The sequence below is a fragment of the Magnetospirillum fulvum MGU-K5 genome, from assembly GCF_000442515.1.
Classification (GTDB): domain Bacteria; phylum Pseudomonadota; class Alphaproteobacteria; order Rhodospirillales; family Magnetospirillaceae; genus Phaeospirillum; species Phaeospirillum fulvum_B.
The window spans coordinates 13,972-29,575 of the sequence record NZ_AQPH01000044.1; the positions used below are offsets into that span (position 1 = coordinate 13,972).

Consider the following 15,604-nt stretch of genomic DNA (forward strand, 5'->3'; position numbering starts at 1 on the left):
CCGTGAGTTATACGGAAGTGATGAATCGTTCTTTTTTCAAACGGCTGGGCGGCCCTATTCTTCTGGGAGCCCTTCGACCAGGGGAACGAAGCGGACGGTCAGAAAGGGATGGATGTCGAGCCCGGCGGGACTTTTGGCAATCCGCACCAATTCCTGATCGACTCCGCGGACATCGCCGAGTGGCAGGACCATCACCCCATCCGGTTTCAATTGTTCGATCAAGGCCGGAGGGATGTCGGGCGCGGCGGCAGTGACGATGATACGGTCGAACGGAGCCTGTTCCGGCCAGCCGCGCGATCCGTCGCCCAGGCGGCAGGTGATGTTGTGGAGGCGCAGGCGGCGAAACCGCGCTTCGGCCTCGGCCAGCAAGGGGCGGTGACGTTCGATCGAGTATAATCGCCGACACAACGGGGCCAGAACGGCTGCCTGATAGCCCGATCCGGTGCCGATTTCCAGCACCTTCATCCGGTCGCCGACCTCCAGCGCCTGGGTCATCAGTCCCACCACCACCGGCTGGCTGACGGTCTGACCGCGCCCGATCGGCAGGGCGATGTTCTCGTAAGCCTGATCGAGGAAGGGCGGGGCCACGAACAGATGGCGCGGAATCCGCTCAATCGCCGCCAGAACCCGCGCATCGCCAACGCCTTGTCGGTGTAGCTCGGACAACAGGCGGCGGACGCGCGATTCGGCGGGGGTCATGGGAAGATGGCGGAGAGTGCCTGTATGGTGGGCCGGTCGGTCAGGTCGAAGCACAACGGCGTCACTGAAACGGCACCGCGACAGACCGCTTCGATATCGGTGCCGGGAGTGCCGCGATCCTCGGACCGTTGCGCGCCGATCCAGACATAGGGATCGCCGCGCGGGTCGTTCCGTTCCAAGATCGAATCGCCGATCTTGCGCTTGCCCTGAGCCGTCACCTCGATCCCGCTGACCTCGGCGGCGGCGACATCGGGGAAATTGATGTTCATCAGCACGTTGCGGGGCCAGCCCTGGGTCAGCAGTTGCCGCACCAGTCCAGCCGTCCAATGTTCGGCGGTATCCCACTTCACGGGGGCGGGCGGTGTGATAAATTGTGACAGCGCGATCGCGGGAACCCCCAGGATCGTCGCCTCCATCGCCGCCGCCACCGTGCCGGAATAAGTGATGTCCTCGCCCAGATTGGCACCGCGATTAATCCCGGACAGCATCAGATCGGGGCGCTTGTCCTTGATGATGTGGTTGATCCCGAGCAGCACCGCGTCGGTGGGGGTGCCATCGACGGCATAATGGCGCGGCGAGACCTCGCGCACCCGGAGCGGACGACGGATCGTCAGCGAGTGCCCGGCGGCGCTCTGCTCGTGCTCGGGGGCAACCACCCAGACATCGTCCGACAGGGTGCGGGCGATCCGCTCCAACACCTTGATCCCCGGCGCGTTGATGCCGTCATCGTTCGAGATCAGGATGCGCAGGCCCGACAGGTCGGCAACGGGGGGGAACATCAGCCGATCCGCTCCACACCGCCCAGATAGGGACGCAGCGCCTCGGGAACGGTGATGCTGCCGTCGGCCTGCTGGTAATTCTCCAGCACTGCGACCAGGGTGCGACCCACCGCCAGCCCCGACCCGTTCAGGGTATGGACGGCGCGGGTGTTCTTTTCGCCCTCGGGCCGGAAGCGGGCCTTCATCCGCCGCGCCTGGAACTCGCCGCAATTCGAGCAGGACGAGATTTCGCGGTAGCGCTGCTGTCCCGGCAGCCAGACTTCGATGTCATAGGTCTTGCGCGCGCAAAAGCCCGTGTCGCCCGCGCAGAGGACAACGACACGATAGGGCAGGCCGAGGCGTTGCAGCACCGTTTCGGCGCATTTGGTCATCCGTTCGTGCTCTTCGTCCGAACGATCCGGATGGACAACCGACACCATTTCCACCTTGTGGAACTGGTGCTGACGGATCATGCCACGGGTGTCCTTGCCCGCCGATCCGGCTTCGGAGCGGAAGCACGGCGTCAACGCGGTCATCCGCAGCGGCAGGTCCTTTTCGTCGAGGATCTGATCCGCGACCAGATTGGTCAGCGGCACTTCGGCGGTGGGGATCAGCCAGTGCCCGGTGTTGGTCTTGAACAGGTCTTCGCTGAATTTGGGCAATTGGCCGGTGCCGAACGCCGCCTGATCCTTGATCATCAGCGGCGGATCAATCTCGGTATAGCCGTGTTCGCCGGTCTGGATGTCCAGCATGAACTGGCCGATCGCGCGTTGCAACCGGGCCATCTGACCCTTCAGCACGACGAAGCGGGCTCCGGACAGCCTGGCAGCGCCGTCGAAATCCATCCCCAGTTTTTCGCCCAGGGCATCGTGATCGAGCGGGGTGAAGTCGAACTCGCGCGGCGTGCCCCAGCGGCGAATCTCGACATTGGCGCTTTCGTCGGGGCCGTCGGGGATCGAATCGTCGGGCAGGTTGGGCAGCGAAGCCAGGATCGTCTCGATCTCGGCTCCCAGCGCCCGGTCCTCGTCCTCCAGCGCCGGAATCTGTTCTTTCAGCGCGGCGACCTCGGCCATCAGGGCTTCGCAATCGCCGCCCTGGCGCTTGATCTGGCCGATCTGCTTCGAAGCGTCGTTGCGGCGCGCCTGCAAGTCCTGAAAGGTGGTCTGCGCCGCGCGGCGTCGGGCATCAAGCTCCAGAATCGCCGCCGATTGGGGCGACACGCCGCGCCGGGCGAGGCCGGCATCGAATGCTGCGGGATTGTCGCGAATCGACTTCAGGTCGTGCATGGAACGGTATCCGGGAAAATCTGTTAAGCCGCTGCTTATAAGCCCGCGCCGTTTTGTTGTCGAGACACCGCCGCAAATCGGCGCGGAACGTGACGCGGTGCCGCCGGTCCCACGACGGGGACTATCCGTTAAAGTCGGTCTCTTCGATCGCGTCGGCATCCTCGGCGGCGGCTTCGGCCTTGGCGCGCTGTTTTTCCATCGCCCGGGCCGCCAAAATCGACACTTCGTAGAGCAGCACCATCGGGATCGCCAACGAGCACTGACTGACGATATCGGGTGGCGTCACGATTGCGGCGAAGACGAAATTGCCGACAATGGCGAAACGGCGCTTTTCCGCCATTCCCTTCGCGGTGATCACCCCGACGCGGGCCAACAGGGTCAGCAACACCGGCATCTGGAAGGCCAGACCAAAGGCGAAGATCAGGGTCATGATCAGCGACAGCGATTCATTGACCTTGGCTTCGAGCTGGATCGGCAACGAACCAGGGGCGGCCACCAGGGATTCGAAACTGAGCAGATAGGTGTAAAGGCCGGGCAGGACGATGTAATAGACCAGGGCCGCGCCCAGCGCGAACAGGATCGGGGTCGCCAGCATGAAGGGCAGAAAGGCCCGCTTTTCGTGCTTATACAGGCCCGGCGCGATGAAGGCCCACAATTGCCCGGCCCACACCGGGAAACAGAGAGCAGCGGCGGAGAATCCAGCGACCTTCATGAAGGTGAAAAATGCCTCGGTCGGCGCGGTATAGATCAGGCGGCGGCTGCCGCCCTTGGCCAGCGCCGCCGACGAATAGGGTTCCAGCAGGAATTCGTAGATCGTGCCGGAGAAATAATAGCAGACACCGAACGCAATGACGAAGGCCAGCGCCGACCAGATCAGGCGGCGGCGCAACTCGATCAGATGGTCGAGCAGCGGCATGGTTTTATCGTCAAGGGATTCGGTCACGTCAGGATCGCCCAGGGTCAGGGAGCCGGCGGCCGCGATTGCGGCGCATCGGTGGGAATCGGCTCGGGTACAGGGTCGGCCGCCGCAGGGGAAAGGGCGTCCGGCGGCGGCAGAGTCATCGCCCGCGCCAACTCTCCATCGGGATCGACCGCTTTGTCGATCTCGGCGCGCAACAGGCCGGGATCGGTTGCCTTGACGATCTGCTGCTTGACCTCGTTCAACTCGGACTCGCGCACCATGTCGTCGAATCCGCGCTGGAAGTCAGAGGCCATCAGGCGGGCCTTGCGAGTCCAGCGGCCGACCTGACGCAGGACCACGGGCAAGTCCTTCGGCCCGATCACGATCAGGCTGACGGCGGCGATCAGCGCCATCTCGTCCCAGCCGATATCGAACATCCGGACTCTCCCGTGCCGTTAGAGACGATTAGCTCTTACGCAGCGGATCGGGCTGCGGCGCGGCCTGAGGCGCAGCGGTCGGAGCAGCGGCAGACGGGGCCTGGACGCTGGCCTGGGGCTGCTGCGGCGCGGGTTGCGGCGCAGCCGTCACCTCTTCGTCGCCATCCTTCAGACCCTGCTTGAACGCCTTGACGCCTTTGGCCATGTCGCCCATCAGCTTGGGGATCTTGTTGGCGCCGAACAGCAACAGAACGATGACCAGGACGATCAGCCAATGCCCGATGCTCCAGCTTCCCATGACCCATTCTCCTCGACGCGATGAAACGATGACCCGGCGGCCGGGGCCGGATCATCGCAAAAGAAGACGGTTCCCGCAATGCCGCCGGACCCTTCGGCGGGAAATAGCCCGGGCGATCAGCCGCCCAGCAGCGCCAGCAGCCGTTCCGCCGCGGCGATATCGCCCTTGAGCGCGGCGCGGCGTGCGGTGGCCTCGGCATCCTCGCCCCATTGCTCGATCTGAAAGGTCTCATCAAGCTGGGACAGGCTCCAGGCGGTTTCGGCGTCGATCCGCGCCTCGGCCAGGGCCAGAGCCAGCACCAGCGAGCCGGTGGCGGCGGCGGCGGCCTGAATCGCGGTCAGCCGCCACGCGTCCTGGCCGTCAAGATGGGCGGCCAAGGCGGCAACGGCATGATCGGGCTGGGTCACCGCCAGCACCGAGACGGTGGAAACCAGCGGAGCCTTCAGCGTCTCGGCGGCCCAATCCAGCAGCGGTTGCCACGCCTGGGCCTGCCGTTCGGCCAGATCGGTCGGGAATTCGGCGCGGTAGCACAGCAGATCGGTTCCGGCATAGGCCATCAGATAGCCGGTGATCGTCTCCCGCTCGGGGCCGACGCGGTCGAGCGCGGTGCTCGACAATTGGGTCAGCGGCATCGTCGCGGGCTTGATGGTCTCGACCTGAGCCTGCCATTCGGCGGCAATCGCCTCGGCCAGGGGACGAGAGGGGAGCAGCAAAAAACGCCCCCCAGGGGTCCGCACCGGGCGACCGTCAAGGTGGACGACAAAGCCGTCCTCGCTCTCGGCGGCGGTGGCGGCGTCGTAGAAGCGGCGAAGGGTGTTCAGACTCACGAAACGGTCCTCGAAACGGTGGTGATTAGCGCCGTCCCATCACGGTGCGGCAGGGCGTGGGATCGACCGGCGGCCGGGCGGCAAGCGGGCGTTGCGAGAAGGGACGCAGCCCGGCATTGTCGCCGCCGACCAAGGGAGCGGCCAGCCCCCCCCGCAACCGGGCCACGCCGCCACCCTTGACGACAAAGACGAGGTCGATCATCTCGGTGCGGAGATCAAGCGTGCCGCTGCCCAGGATCGCGGCGTGTGGCGTTTCGACCGCCAGACCGCGCTCGGCATTGGCCAGACCGTTCTTGAGGCCGATCCGCACCGCGGCACAGCGCAGGCGGATCGGGTCTTCATCGCCGGTGCCGCCGTCCAGCGCGGTCAGCAGGCGGGCCGGGACGCCTCCAGCGGTGCCCGCCACCAGTCCGGTATCGGTGACACCGGCCAGGATGTGGCCCTCCAGGGTCCCGGCCAACATCCGGGGGCTTGCGCCCTGGCCATGCAGATCGACGGTGAGGTCAGCGCGGCCGCCATCGAAGGGGAAGTTGCCCGCGATCCGCTTCAGGTCGAGCCCGGTGCCCGCCAGTTTCAGCGTCGCCACCGGGGTATGGTCCGAGGCGTCCAGGATCGCTTCGCCGGTCAAGGTGCCTTCGCCCAGCTTGGCGGTGAAGCCCTCGATCGCCAGTTTCCCATTGACGAGACGAAGCGTCGCGGCGGCCTCGGTCAACGACGCCGATCCCACCGGCATGGCGGAAGCACTGACGCCGAGGTCGAGATCGACCGCGCCGAGACGGTCCAGCGCCAATGGCTCGTTGGTCAGCAACCGTTCGTCAACAATCGGAATCGCCGGACGTGACGGGGCCGACTGGACCGTATCCAGCAGGCGCAGCGGATCAAGGCCGAGATCGGACAGGTTCAGGGTCGTGGCCGTGACTTTGCCGCTGATGCTCACGCGGGGCTGCGGGATCAGGGTCAGATCACCGCCAAGATCGCTGCCGCCCAGATTGGCTTTGATCGCGGACAGGCGCCAGCCGCCGGTCGGCAGATCGGTCAGCTTGCCGCCCGCGCGCAGCGGCCCGGTGGTGGTGGCATCGAGACCGACCAGCCGCCCCGGCCCGGTCAGGCTGTCGGCTTCGGCGGTTACAGCGAGCTCCAGCCCATGCCCGGTCAAGGGCGCGGCGAACGAGCCCCGCACCCCCACCAGCAGGGTGTCGTGCTTGCCCAGTACCGCATCGATATTCTCGAGCGCCGGAGCCTGGACCGAGCCAACCAGCCGCGCCGCGACTTTATAGGGGCCGATCGCCGGAGGATTCTGTCCCTCGGGAATGGTCAGCAACCCGGTCCGCGACAGCAGATTGCTCAATTCGTCGCCGCGGGCGTCGAGAACGATATCAAGTCCTTCGCCGGTCAGAGGATCGGCGATCCCGCCACGGGCCACGACGACCGCGCCGCTGATCGTGCCTTTGAGCTGGATCGGGAAGGGGCGGTGCCGCTTGCGGGTATCGGCCGGACCGACGATCCCCGCCAGTTCAAAGCCGGTATTGGCCCAATTGCCGCGCGCTTCCAGGGTCAGGCGGCCGCCTTCGATGCTTTCCGGGCGAATCCGTCCCTGCGAGAGCAGGATTCTGGTTTCGGGGCGACGATTGTCCTCAACCCACAGCAGGGTCGCGTTCTCAAGCTGAACCTCGCCCAGGGCGAAGCTGGTCGCGGGAACGACGTCGTCGCGGACCCGGTCGAGGCCGATCCCGGCGGCGGCGGCAATCGCGGCAGCGGCGGCGGGTGCGGTGGCGGGGGTCAGGCGCAGGGTGGGACGGATCAGCAGCAGCCGCTCGGTGCGGAACTGGCGAAACAGCAGCGGCAGCAAGCCGACGCGGGCTTCGATCCGCTCGACCTGCAACAGCGGCTCGGTCGAGCCCGGCACCGACAGGCCCAGCCCGGTGATGCTGAGGCGAGGGGACAGGCCCAGGCGCAGTTTGACCGGCCCGTTAAAGACCATGTTCAAGCCGGTGGCGGCCCGGACACGATCGGCCAGAACCGCCTTGTAACGCTCGGTATTCACCGATTTGGCGGCGGCAATCGCCGCTATCGCCAGGATCAGGCCGGCGACAAGGACGATCTTTATGATAGTGGCGGGACGCATGACCGTTCTCCGATGACCGAGTCGAGCACTCGGGTCAGGTTTTCATAACTATCCAAAATCACGTGGGCTCCGGCTCCACGCAGTTCCTCCAGCGACTGATAGCCCCACGAGACGCCGATGGCGGCGGCTCTGGCGGCGTTAGCCATCGCCATGTCATAGGAGGTGTCGCCGATCATCGCCACGTTGGCGAGGTCCACTCCGCATTCGCTGGCGGCACGGTGCAGCATCGACGGATCGGGCTTGCTCGGATTCTCGTCGGCGGTCTGGATGGTGACGAAGCGGCTGTGCAGATCGTGCGTATCAAGCATGGATTCGACCCCGCGCCGCGATTTGCCGGTGGCCAGTCCCAACAGCCAGCCGTCCTTTTCCAACTGGTCCAGCGCCTCAAGCGCGCCGGGAAACAGCGGATCGTCATGCTCGGGCATCAGCCGCAGGCTGTGAAAGGCGCTCTTATAGGCTTCGGCAACAGCGCGATGCGTGGCCGCCGAGGCCCAGGGCAGCAGCATCGCGCAGGCTTCGACCAGCGACAGGCCGATGATGCGGCGGACCTGATCGGGCTTGGGGGTGCCGAGGTCGAGCCGACCCCAGGCCATTGTCATCGCCGAAACGATGGTGTGCTGGCTGTCGATCAGGGTTCCGTCGACGTCGAACATGGCTAGGCGCAGATGCGTCATCGAAAATCGCCGTATGTGGGAGTGGGCGGACAATAGCGCAGCCAAGCCCGCGGACCAATCCTCGTAATGACCTGATGACGATTAGGGGGGGATACCCTCCGTCATGGGTCTGGGGTTATCGTCCGGAGCGGTTAGGTTCGTCCATTCGGGCAGGGGCAAGCGGGACAAACCGGCTGGCAAATCCCCGTTCTACGTCACTTAAGGGGGGATTTTGCCGGGCGATCTCGCCATCGGGCGGGATTTGCGGCTCGACCGGCGTCTCTTCCGCGATGATGATCTCGATCAGAATCGGCCCGCCGGTCAGGAACAGATCGGCCCCGATCTGTTCGACATGGTCGATCCTGCGGTATTCGAGATCAAAAGCGGCGGCGATCCGCTCAAAGTCGGGAAGGCTGTACAGCCGCCCCGTCGCCTCGTGACGGCCACCGCACGTCTGATTTTGATAGTCCTTGAGAAGGCCATAGCCGTTATTGTTGAACACCACCAAGGCGATCCCCAGCCGGTGATAGGCCAGGGTCTGCAAATCCTGCAACGAGGCGAGAAGCCCGCCATCGCCGAATACGGCTACCACCTGACGGCGAGGCTGTTCCAGGACCGCCCCAATCGCCGCCGGGATGGCATAGCCGATCGGGGCGTGCCCTCCGGCGGAGACCAGGGCATGACGGCGGCGGTGGAACATCTGGAACAGCCAGCACAGATTGGCCCCGGAATCCCCGATCACCACCGCATCAAGCGCCAGACATTTCGACAGACGCTGCACCACTGCATAAGGCGACAGCACCCGGCGCGGTGCGGCAAAGGTTGAAATATCCCGCCCGAGATAGCGGGCGCGAATCTCTTCCAGATAATCGTGCCAGCCGCGTGTCAGCGGCGGCGGACTCATCTGTTCCAGCAATTGAGGCAGCAGGCAAAGGTCCAGCGAGGTGGTTTGATAGCCCTCGGCGGCAAGACGGGCGAGGTTGGCGACATCAATCTCGACGACGTGAATCCGGGCGGCGGGGGCAAAGAAGTGGTGATCGCTTCCCCGCAGATTGTCGTCGAGGCGACTGCCCAACACCAGCAGACGGTCGCAGTTCCACAGCGCGAAATTGGCTCCACGATTGCCGTGACGGCCGACCGCGCCGAGATAACTGGGCAAATCGTGATCGAAACAGGCCATCGCGTTCCACGTCGCAACGAAAGGAACCCGATCACGGCGCAGCCAGTCGGCCAAGGCGGTGGTGTTGCCCGCGCGCCCGACGCCGCCGCCCAACAGCAGTAGCGGGCGTTCCCCCTCGGCGAGAAAGGCGGTCAGAGTCTTGGCGATTTCAGCCAAGTCCGGGTTCTGAGTCGGCTGGGCCCCGTCCGGCGGAAGAACCGGGTGGTCGAACGGTTCCTGCTGGACCGCGAGCGGGATGTCGATCACCACCGGGCCCGGACGGCCGGTGGCGGCAAGGGTCCAGGCGTCGGCCAGAATCCGGGGCAGATCGGCCGCCCGTGCCACGGTCATGGCGGTCTTGCTGATCGGGGCGACCATCGCCGCAAACGATGTTCGTTCGATCTCGCCCTGGCCGATGATGAACAGGGCCGGGACCGAATCGTGAAAGGCACAGGCGATGCCGGGGATCAGATTGGCGGCTCCGGGCCCGCCGCCTGCCATCGCGACGCCGATCCGGCGCGACGACCGCCAGACCGCGTCGGCGGCCAGTGCCGCCGACCGTTCGGTGAAGTGGGTGAAATAATCCAGACCGGGTTGGCGCGCGATCGAATCGATCATCAGCGCGCAGAACACGCCAGCGGTGCAATGAATGCGCCCGACTCCCCGATGCCGCAAAAAGGCGGCGACGTAGTCCGCTCCGGTCAAACGATCCTTCTCCGTCTCGGAAACCGTCTGGTACCAACCTGACGAGTCAGCTTGCATTCGGCAGGGAAAACAATAAAGCCGCCGGGGCGATCTGTCACCCGGCGGCTTTCTCGTACATGAAACGTCGGCCCGGTCAGCGATCAGTGATCGCGGACGACCTGAGCCAGCAATTCGGCACTGCGGGACGAACCACCCTGCAAACCGCCACCATCGGCCAGCCGGATCGCCTCGGCGACCTCAACCAAGCATTCGGTGTTGCGGTTTTCGACCGTGTCCAGGGTCCAGCCCGCATTGCGGCCCTCGGCCGACAGCATCGCCGCCTCGGTTTGCAGGGCCTGAGCCAGATCGAACATGCGGGCGGCGTTGGCGGCATGGCGGGCGGCGGCAGCCGTGGCGATTTCGGCGGCCGCGGCGGCGGCGCTGGCGGAACGGTCATCGCCGTTCAGCCAGCTTTTCGCCCAACCGATCCAGTCGCTGCTGGTTTCGTGATCCTGCGCATGCAGAATCGCGAAGGCAACCGACTGGGCGATGGTTAAATCGTCGCCGACACTCATCCTTCCGCCCCCCCATTGGCCGGAGCCGCACCCTCACGCGGGCGACGGCGCACGGTCTTGGGATCGGCGGTGATCGGACGATAAATCTCGATCCGCGCCCCATCCTCGACCACCGCCTCCAGGGTGGTGGCCTTGCCGTAAATCCCGACCTTCTGGGCGTCCAGATTGATCTCGGGGAACTGGCGCAGGATGCCCGACTTCTCGATCGCGTCCTTGACGGTGCTGCCGTCGGGCACGTCGATGGTCAGCCAGGACTGACGTGCCGGGGTGGCGTAGACGACTCCGACCTTCATCGCTCTTCTCCTTAGACGCTATGAGCGCCGGCCATGCGGATTTCCTTGCCGGCGGCAAGGTCGATCATCCGCTTGGCGACCAGAACCAGCCCGGTGACCAGGAACCCACCCGGGGGCAGGATCGCCAGCAGCACGCCGGTATCGGCGGGCAGCAGACGCAGTTCCATGAAGTGGAACGCCGGCCCCAGCAGCAGGGCGGCGTCGGCGAAAATGGTTCCGTTGCCGATCAGTTCGCGGATTGCACCGATCACCACCAGCGCCAGGGTGAACCCGATGCCCATGAACAGGCCATCGACGAAAGAGCGGCCGACCGGCTCCTTGGCGGCGAAGGCTTCGAGACGGGCCAGCGGCAGGCAGTTCGAGACGATCAGCGGGATGAACAGGCCCAACACCTTATACATCTCGTGCATCCAGGCGTTCATGCACAGATCGACCAGGGTGGTCATTGACGCGATGATCAGGATGAAGACCGGGATGCGGACTTCCTGGGTGATCGTGTTGCGGAACAGCGCGACCAGCAGGCTGGAGGCAGCCATCACCAACGCGGTGGCGATGCCGAGGCCCAGGCCGTTGGTGGCGCTGGTCGTAACCGCCATCGTCGGACACATGCCGAGCAGCATGGCGATGACGCCGTTATTTTCCCACAGCCCGTCCTTGATGATCGTCTTGTAGGGGGTAGCCATCAACCGGCCTCCAACATCTTGGATTTCTGAGCGTCAAAGAAATGCAGACCTTCGCGGATCGCGCCGACCACGCCACGAGGCGTGATGGTCGCCCCCGAGAATTGATCGAACTGACCGCCGTCCTTCTTCACCTTCCACTTCTCCAGCGGGGTGTTGGCGAACGACAGGCCGTTGAAGCGCAGGATCCAGTCTCCCTTATCGACCTGGATCTTGTCGCCCAGGCCGGGGGTTTCCTTGTGGGTGATGACGCGGACACCGAGAATCTTGCCCTCGGCATCGACGCCCAGCATCAGTCGGATCGGACCGGCATAGCCGGTGCCGACGATGGTGTAGGCGACGCCGGTGACCTGACCGCCCTTGGTGGCGCGATAGACGGTGACGTCTTCGCCCTTGGCATCCTTCAGGATGATGGTGTCGGTGACCGGCGAATTGTCGTGGATCGCGGTCGGCAGAACCTGGGACAGCGAGCGTTCCTTGTCCTCAAGGATGCGCTGCTTGATGTCGTCGTTGGTCTGCTGGTCGGTGACGGCCAGCACGATTCCGAAGCCCAGGCAGAACGCACCCAGGATCGAGGCGTGAATCCAGGTGGCGCGGCTCATTTATTCCCCCTGTTCAACGGCAGCGGCTCGCCCTTGCGGGTACGCCCAAAGGCACGCGGGCGAATGTGGTGGTCGATGATCGGGGTCAGCGCGTTCATCAGCAGAACCGCAAAGGCCATGCCTTCGGGGTAGCCGGCAAAGGTGCGGATGACCCAGGTCAGGAAGCCGATGCCGAAGCCGTAAACCAGCTGGCCGGATTTCGACACCGGCGAGGTGACGTAATCGGTGGCGATGAAGAACGCCCCCAGGATCGTCGCGCCCGACAGCAACTGGAAGGTTCCCGGCGTGAAGCGGTCGGGATTGATCGCGCTGAACACGGTGCCGAGCAGGAACAGGGTTCCCATCACCGCGACCGGGATATGCCAGGAGATCACCCGCTTGGCGATCAGGAACAGGCCGCCCAGCAGGATCAGGAACGCCGAGGTCTCGCCAAAGCTGCCCGCATGGGTGCCAAGGGCCAGACTGGTCAGATCGGGTGCGGTCAGGATCGACTGGCTGACCGGAATGCCGCGCGACAATTCGGTCTTGATGTAGCCGAGAGCCGACGCCGCACTCAGCGAATCCAGCATCGGCGAATGGCCGAAGATGATGCCGATGCTGTCGATCAGGCCGGGCGATCCGGCGCTGCCCAGCGGGGCAGGGCGGACAAAGGTGGTCATCTGGAGCGGGAACGACACCAGCACCGCGATACGGCCAACCATTGCCGGGTTGAACACGTTCTGACCGAGACCGCCAAAGGCATGCTTGGCCAGGCAGATTGCGAACACGGCCGCGACGAAGCAAACCCACCACGGCGCCCACGGCGGCATGCTCATCGCCAGCAGCCAGCCGGTCAGAACCGCCGAACCATCGGCGAGGGTGGGGCCGACCGGACGCTTCGACAGGTAGAGGCACAAGGCCTCAAGCCCGACGCAGGACAGCACGGTGACCAGGAACATCAACGCCGCAGGCCAACCGAACAGCCAGATATCGTACAGCGTAGCGGGAAGCAGCGCCGCCAGCACCAGAGTCATGGTGCGCGAGACGCTTGTGGGAGCGTGGGTGAACGGTCCGCTCTTATCGACGGCGATTCTCATGCGTCTGCCTTGTTCACGTCAGAGTTTTGCGATTGCGCCTTGGCGCGGGCGGCGGCGTCACGCTTGGCCTGGGCGATCCGCTCCAGACGGGCGTTGCGGGCTTCGACCAAAGCCTTGGTCTGCTCGGACTTGCGGCGCTCGCGGTCAAGGGCGTTCAGCCGGCCCTTGGCATAGTTGAAATAATGCACCAGCGGAACGTAGGACGGGCAGATGTAGGAGCACGATCCGCACGACACGCAATCCTGAAGTCCGATCGCGGCGGCGTCTTCCAGCCGTTCATTGCGGATCAGCGCCGCCATCTCGACCGGAACCAACCCACAGGGGCAGATCGAAACGCAGGTGCCGCAGCGGATACAGGGCTGGGTCGGCCGCTCGTTGACTTCGTCGCCGGTCAGGGCGAGAACGCCCGAGGTGCCTTTGACCACCGGCACGGCGGTATCGACGATCGGCTGACCCATCATCGGACCGCCGCTGACCAGACGCTTGATCTTGCCGTTGATCCCGCCGCAGAAGCCGATCAGATCGTTGATCGGGGTGCCCAGCGGCACTTCGATGTTCTTCGGTTCCTTGATGCCGTGGCCGCTGACGGTGACGACCCGCGACAGCAGGGGACGGCCGAAGCGGACGGCATGATGGATCGCCCGGGCGGTGGCGACATTGTGAACCACCACGCCGACATCGGCGGTCAGCTTGCGCGCCGGGGTTTCCCGTCCGGTCACCGCCTGGGTCAGGTGGCGTTCGGCTCCCATCGGATACTGAACCGGCACCCCGACGATGGTGACGTTGGGCTGGGCGCTCGCGGCCTTGCGCATCGCCTCGGCCGCCTGCGGCTTGTTGTCCTCGATCGCGATCACCACCTGGGGCGCGCCCAGCGCGTGGGCCATGATCCGCGCACCGTCGATCACTTCGTCGGCATATTCGCGCATCACCCGGTCGTCGCAGGTGAGGTAGGGCTCGCACTCGGCCCCGTTCAGCAGGAGGATTTCCAGCTTGTTCTTATCGCCCAGGCCCAGCTTGACCGCCGAGGGGAAGGTCGCCCCGCCCAGGCCAACGATGCCAGACTCTCCGACGCGGGCGCGGATCACCTGGGTCGTCTGGGTGAAGGGATCGGCGATCGGCGCGGGCAATTCGGCCCACCGATCCTTGCCGTCGGCCTCAAGCACGATGGTCAGCATCGGCAGGCCCGACGGATGCGGCGCGGTTCTCTCGGCGATCTCGACGATCGTGCCCGAGGTGGGGGCATGGACCGGGGCGGAGACGACGCCCTGGCCACGGGCCAGCATCTGACCTTTCAGCACCTGATCGCCGACTTTCACCACCGTGCTGGCGGCGGCACCCATGTGCTGCTGCACCGGCAGATAAAGAACCGACGGGATCGGGAGCGCGACGATCGGCTTCTCGCTGGTCAGTTCCTTGCGGTATTCGGGATGAATGCCGCCCTTGATGGGAAACAACTTCATGAACCGTCGCTCCTACAGAGCTTGCAAAACAATCGGAGTGGAGCACGTGGCCCCCGCGCGGCGGGCGCGGGGTGTCCGTGCCGCAAAGGCGTATCGGATATGTCGAACCGATTAATGCGTGGAGTGGGCACCCGGTTTGTCCCAATGCCACGTCGCGAGGGTCGGCAGAACCGGACGCATCTCGATCGCTTCGGTCGGGCAGGCCTTGACGCATTTTCCGCAGGCGTGGCAGACGTCGGCGATCACGGTGTGCACCTGCTTGGCGGCGCCAACGATCGCATCGGTTCCGCACTCGTTGAAGCAGCGCAGGCAGCCGATGCACAGATCCTCATTGACGAACGCGACGGTCGGGCCGGTTTCGACATGGTCCGAGGCGTCAAGGCTGACGCCCAGCCGCTTGGCCAGCGCCTCGGCGGTGGCGTGCCCGCCGGGGATACAGGCGGCAGGCGAAGCGTGACCTTCGGCCAGCGCGGCGGCGAACTGCTGACAGCCGACAAATCCGCACTGTCCGCATTGCGAGCCGGGCAGCATCGCCTGAAGCTCGGCTTCCAACGGATCGGCCTCGACGGCGAGATAACGGGCGGCAACTCCCAGGAGGGCACCGAGGGTGACGCCCATGGCGGCCAGACCTCCGACTGCGATCAACATGGTGTCATCTCCCTAGTTGGTGGCCATGCCGGAAAAGCCCATGAAAGCAAGGGCAAGCAGGCTGGCGGTGATGAATCCGACCGGCGGACCGGCAAACAGGCGAGGCACCGAGGCCAGCGCGATCCGTTCGCGCAGACCGGCGAAGATCACCATCACCAGGCTATAGCCCAGCGCCGAGGCGAACCCGAACAAGGTGGCGTTGACGAAGCTCATCTTGCCTTCGACCAGCAGCAGCGCGAGGCCGAGCACGGCGCAGTTGGTGGTGATCAGCGGCAGATAGATGCCCAGCGTCTTGAACAGCGTCGGCGACACCTTGCGGACGGTCAGTTCGGTGAACTGCACCGCGGCGGCGATCACCAGAATAAAGGTGACGGTGCGCAGAAAGCCAACCCCATAGGGTTCCAGCAAATATTTCTCGACCGCCCAGTCGCCCATGCACGGAC

The 15,604-nt window shown here is 65.1% G+C and carries 18 protein-coding genes; all 18 read right to left on the reverse strand.

Translation table 11 applies throughout. From position 1 onward, the window contains the following. Window positions 1-54: 54 nt before the first annotated feature. Window positions 55-699, reverse strand: a complete 645-nt coding sequence (locus K678_RS11565; protein ID WP_021132637.1) for a protein-L-isoaspartate(D-aspartate) O-methyltransferase — start codon at window positions 697-699, stop codon at window positions 55-57. Further along, window positions 696-1,478, reverse strand: a complete 783-nt coding sequence (gene surE, locus K678_RS11570) for a 5'/3'-nucleotidase SurE (protein ID WP_021132638.1) — start codon at window positions 1,476-1,478, stop codon at window positions 696-698. The genes K678_RS11565 and surE overlap by 4 nt, the downstream gene beginning before the upstream one ends. After that, window positions 1,478-2,743, reverse strand: a complete 1,266-nt coding sequence (gene serS / locus K678_RS11575) for a serine--tRNA ligase (protein WP_021132639.1) — start codon at window positions 2,741-2,743, stop codon at window positions 1,478-1,480. Before serS ends, surE begins: the two co-directional genes overlap by 1 nt. A 121-nt stretch (window positions 2,744-2,864) precedes the next feature. Beyond that, complete coding sequence (gene tatC, locus K678_RS11580; protein WP_021132640.1) at window positions 2,865-3,686, reverse strand: twin-arginine translocase subunit TatC; 822 nt, start codon at window positions 3,684-3,686, stop codon at window positions 2,865-2,867. A gap of 17 nt (window positions 3,687-3,703) precedes the next feature. After that, complete coding sequence (gene tatB, locus K678_RS11585) at window positions 3,704-4,081, reverse strand: Sec-independent protein translocase protein TatB (protein ID WP_021132641.1); 378 nt, start codon at window positions 4,079-4,081, stop codon at window positions 3,704-3,706. Between the two features lie 28 nt (window positions 4,082-4,109). Further along, window positions 4,110-4,379 (reverse strand): twin-arginine translocase TatA/TatE family subunit, encoded by a 270-nt coding sequence (locus K678_RS11590; protein WP_021132642.1) that lies wholly within the window; start codon window positions 4,377-4,379, stop codon window positions 4,110-4,112. Window positions 4,380-4,495: 116 nt separating this feature from the next. Then, window positions 4,496-5,206, reverse strand: a complete 711-nt coding sequence (locus K678_RS11595; RefSeq protein WP_021132643.1) for an ATP12 family chaperone protein — start codon at window positions 5,204-5,206, stop codon at window positions 4,496-4,498. A gap of 25 nt (window positions 5,207-5,231) precedes the next feature. Continuing rightward, a complete protein-coding gene (locus K678_RS11600) occupies window positions 5,232-7,331 on the reverse strand; it encodes an AsmA family protein (protein ID WP_021132644.1) in 2,100 nt (699 codons plus the stop codon). Continuing rightward, window positions 7,310-8,005, reverse strand: a complete 696-nt coding sequence (locus K678_RS11605; protein WP_039852942.1) for an HAD family hydrolase — start codon at window positions 8,003-8,005, stop codon at window positions 7,310-7,312. The genes K678_RS11600 and K678_RS11605 overlap by 22 nt, the downstream gene beginning before the upstream one ends. 115 nt (window positions 8,006-8,120) lie before the next feature. After that, window positions 8,121-9,848, reverse strand: coding sequence for a thiamine pyrophosphate-binding protein (locus K678_RS11610; protein ID WP_021132646.1), 1,728 nt, complete (start codon window positions 9,846-9,848; stop codon window positions 8,121-8,123). Between the two features lie 140 nt (window positions 9,849-9,988). Continuing rightward, the gene (locus K678_RS11615; RefSeq protein WP_021132647.1) at window positions 9,989-10,402 is read right to left on the reverse strand and encodes a hypothetical protein; all 414 of its coding nucleotides are present in this window, start codon (window positions 10,400-10,402) and stop codon (window positions 9,989-9,991) included. After that, window positions 10,399-10,695 (reverse strand): RnfH family protein, encoded by a 297-nt coding sequence (locus K678_RS11620; RefSeq protein ID WP_021132648.1) that lies wholly within the window; start codon window positions 10,693-10,695, stop codon window positions 10,399-10,401. The genes K678_RS11615 and K678_RS11620 overlap by 4 nt, the downstream gene beginning before the upstream one ends. A gap of 11 nt (window positions 10,696-10,706) precedes the next feature. Further along, window positions 10,707-11,378 carry an electron transport complex subunit E gene (locus tag K678_RS11625; protein ID WP_021132649.1) on the reverse strand — a complete coding sequence of 224 codons (672 nt, stop codon included), beginning with the start codon at window positions 11,376-11,378 and terminating at the stop codon, window positions 10,707-10,709. Then, window positions 11,378-11,977: an electron transport complex subunit RsxG gene (gene rsxG, locus K678_RS11630; RefSeq protein ID WP_021132650.1), complete on the reverse strand. Its 600-nt coding sequence runs from the start codon at window positions 11,975-11,977 to the stop codon at window positions 11,378-11,380. Before rsxG ends, K678_RS11625 begins: the two co-directional genes overlap by 1 nt. Further along, window positions 11,974-13,053: an RnfABCDGE type electron transport complex subunit D gene (locus K678_RS11635; protein WP_021132651.1), complete on the reverse strand. Its 1,080-nt coding sequence runs from the start codon at window positions 13,051-13,053 to the stop codon at window positions 11,974-11,976. The genes rsxG and K678_RS11635 overlap by 4 nt, the downstream gene beginning before the upstream one ends. After that, complete coding sequence (gene rsxC / locus K678_RS11640; protein ID WP_021132652.1) at window positions 13,050-14,513, reverse strand: electron transport complex subunit RsxC; 1,464 nt, start codon at window positions 14,511-14,513, stop codon at window positions 13,050-13,052. The genes K678_RS11635 and rsxC overlap by 4 nt, the downstream gene beginning before the upstream one ends. Before the next feature lie 111 nt (window positions 14,514-14,624). Further along, entirely contained in the window at window positions 14,625-15,161 is a 537-nt protein-coding gene (locus tag K678_RS11645; RefSeq protein ID WP_021132653.1) for an RnfABCDGE type electron transport complex subunit B, read from the reverse strand. A 12-nt stretch (window positions 15,162-15,173) separates the two neighbouring features. Then, a partial coding sequence (locus K678_RS11650; protein ID WP_039852950.1) for an electron transport complex protein RnfA occupies window positions 15,174-15,604 on the reverse strand: 431 nt, incomplete at its 5' end.

Coding starts and splice junctions, on each gene's coding strand:
- K678_RS11600 (WP_021132644.1), bottom strand. CDS start 7,331: ATGCGTCCCGCCACTATCATAAAGATCGTCCTTGTCGCCGGCCTGATC.
- K678_RS11605 (WP_039852942.1), bottom strand. CDS start 8,005: ATGACGCATCTGCGCCTAGCCATGTTCGACGTCGACGGAACCCTGATC.
- K678_RS11620 (WP_021132648.1), bottom strand. CDS start 10,695: ATGAAGGTCGGAGTCGTCTACGCCACCCCGGCACGTCAGTCCTGGCTG.
- K678_RS11615 (WP_021132647.1), bottom strand. CDS start 10,402: ATGAGTGTCGGCGACGATTTAACCATCGCCCAGTCGGTTGCCTTCGCG.
- K678_RS11625 (WP_021132649.1), bottom strand. CDS start 11,378: ATGGCTACCCCCTACAAGACGATCATCAAGGACGGGCTGTGGGAAAAT.
- surE (WP_021132638.1), bottom strand. CDS start 1,478: ATGTTCCCCCCCGTTGCCGACCTGTCGGGCCTGCGCATCCTGATCTCG.
- rsxC (WP_021132652.1), bottom strand. CDS start 14,513: ATGAAGTTGTTTCCCATCAAGGGCGGCATTCATCCCGAATACCGCAAG.
- rsxG (WP_021132650.1), bottom strand. CDS start 11,977: ATGAGCCGCGCCACCTGGATTCACGCCTCGATCCTGGGTGCGTTCTGC.
- serS (WP_021132639.1), bottom strand. CDS start 2,743: ATGCACGACCTGAAGTCGATTCGCGACAATCCCGCAGCATTCGATGCC.
- tatB (WP_021132641.1), bottom strand. CDS start 4,081: ATGTTCGATATCGGCTGGGACGAGATGGCGCTGATCGCCGCCGTCAGC.
- K678_RS11635 (WP_021132651.1), bottom strand. CDS start 13,053: ATGAGAATCGCCGTCGATAAGAGCGGACCGTTCACCCACGCTCCCACA.
- K678_RS11590 (WP_021132642.1), bottom strand. CDS start 4,379: ATGGGAAGCTGGAGCATCGGGCATTGGCTGATCGTCCTGGTCATCGTT.
- K678_RS11645 (WP_021132653.1), bottom strand. CDS start 15,161: ATGTTGATCGCAGTCGGAGGTCTGGCCGCCATGGGCGTCACCCTCGGT.
- K678_RS11565 (WP_021132637.1), bottom strand. CDS start 699: ATGACCCCCGCCGAATCGCGCGTCCGCCGCCTGTTGTCCGAGCTACAC.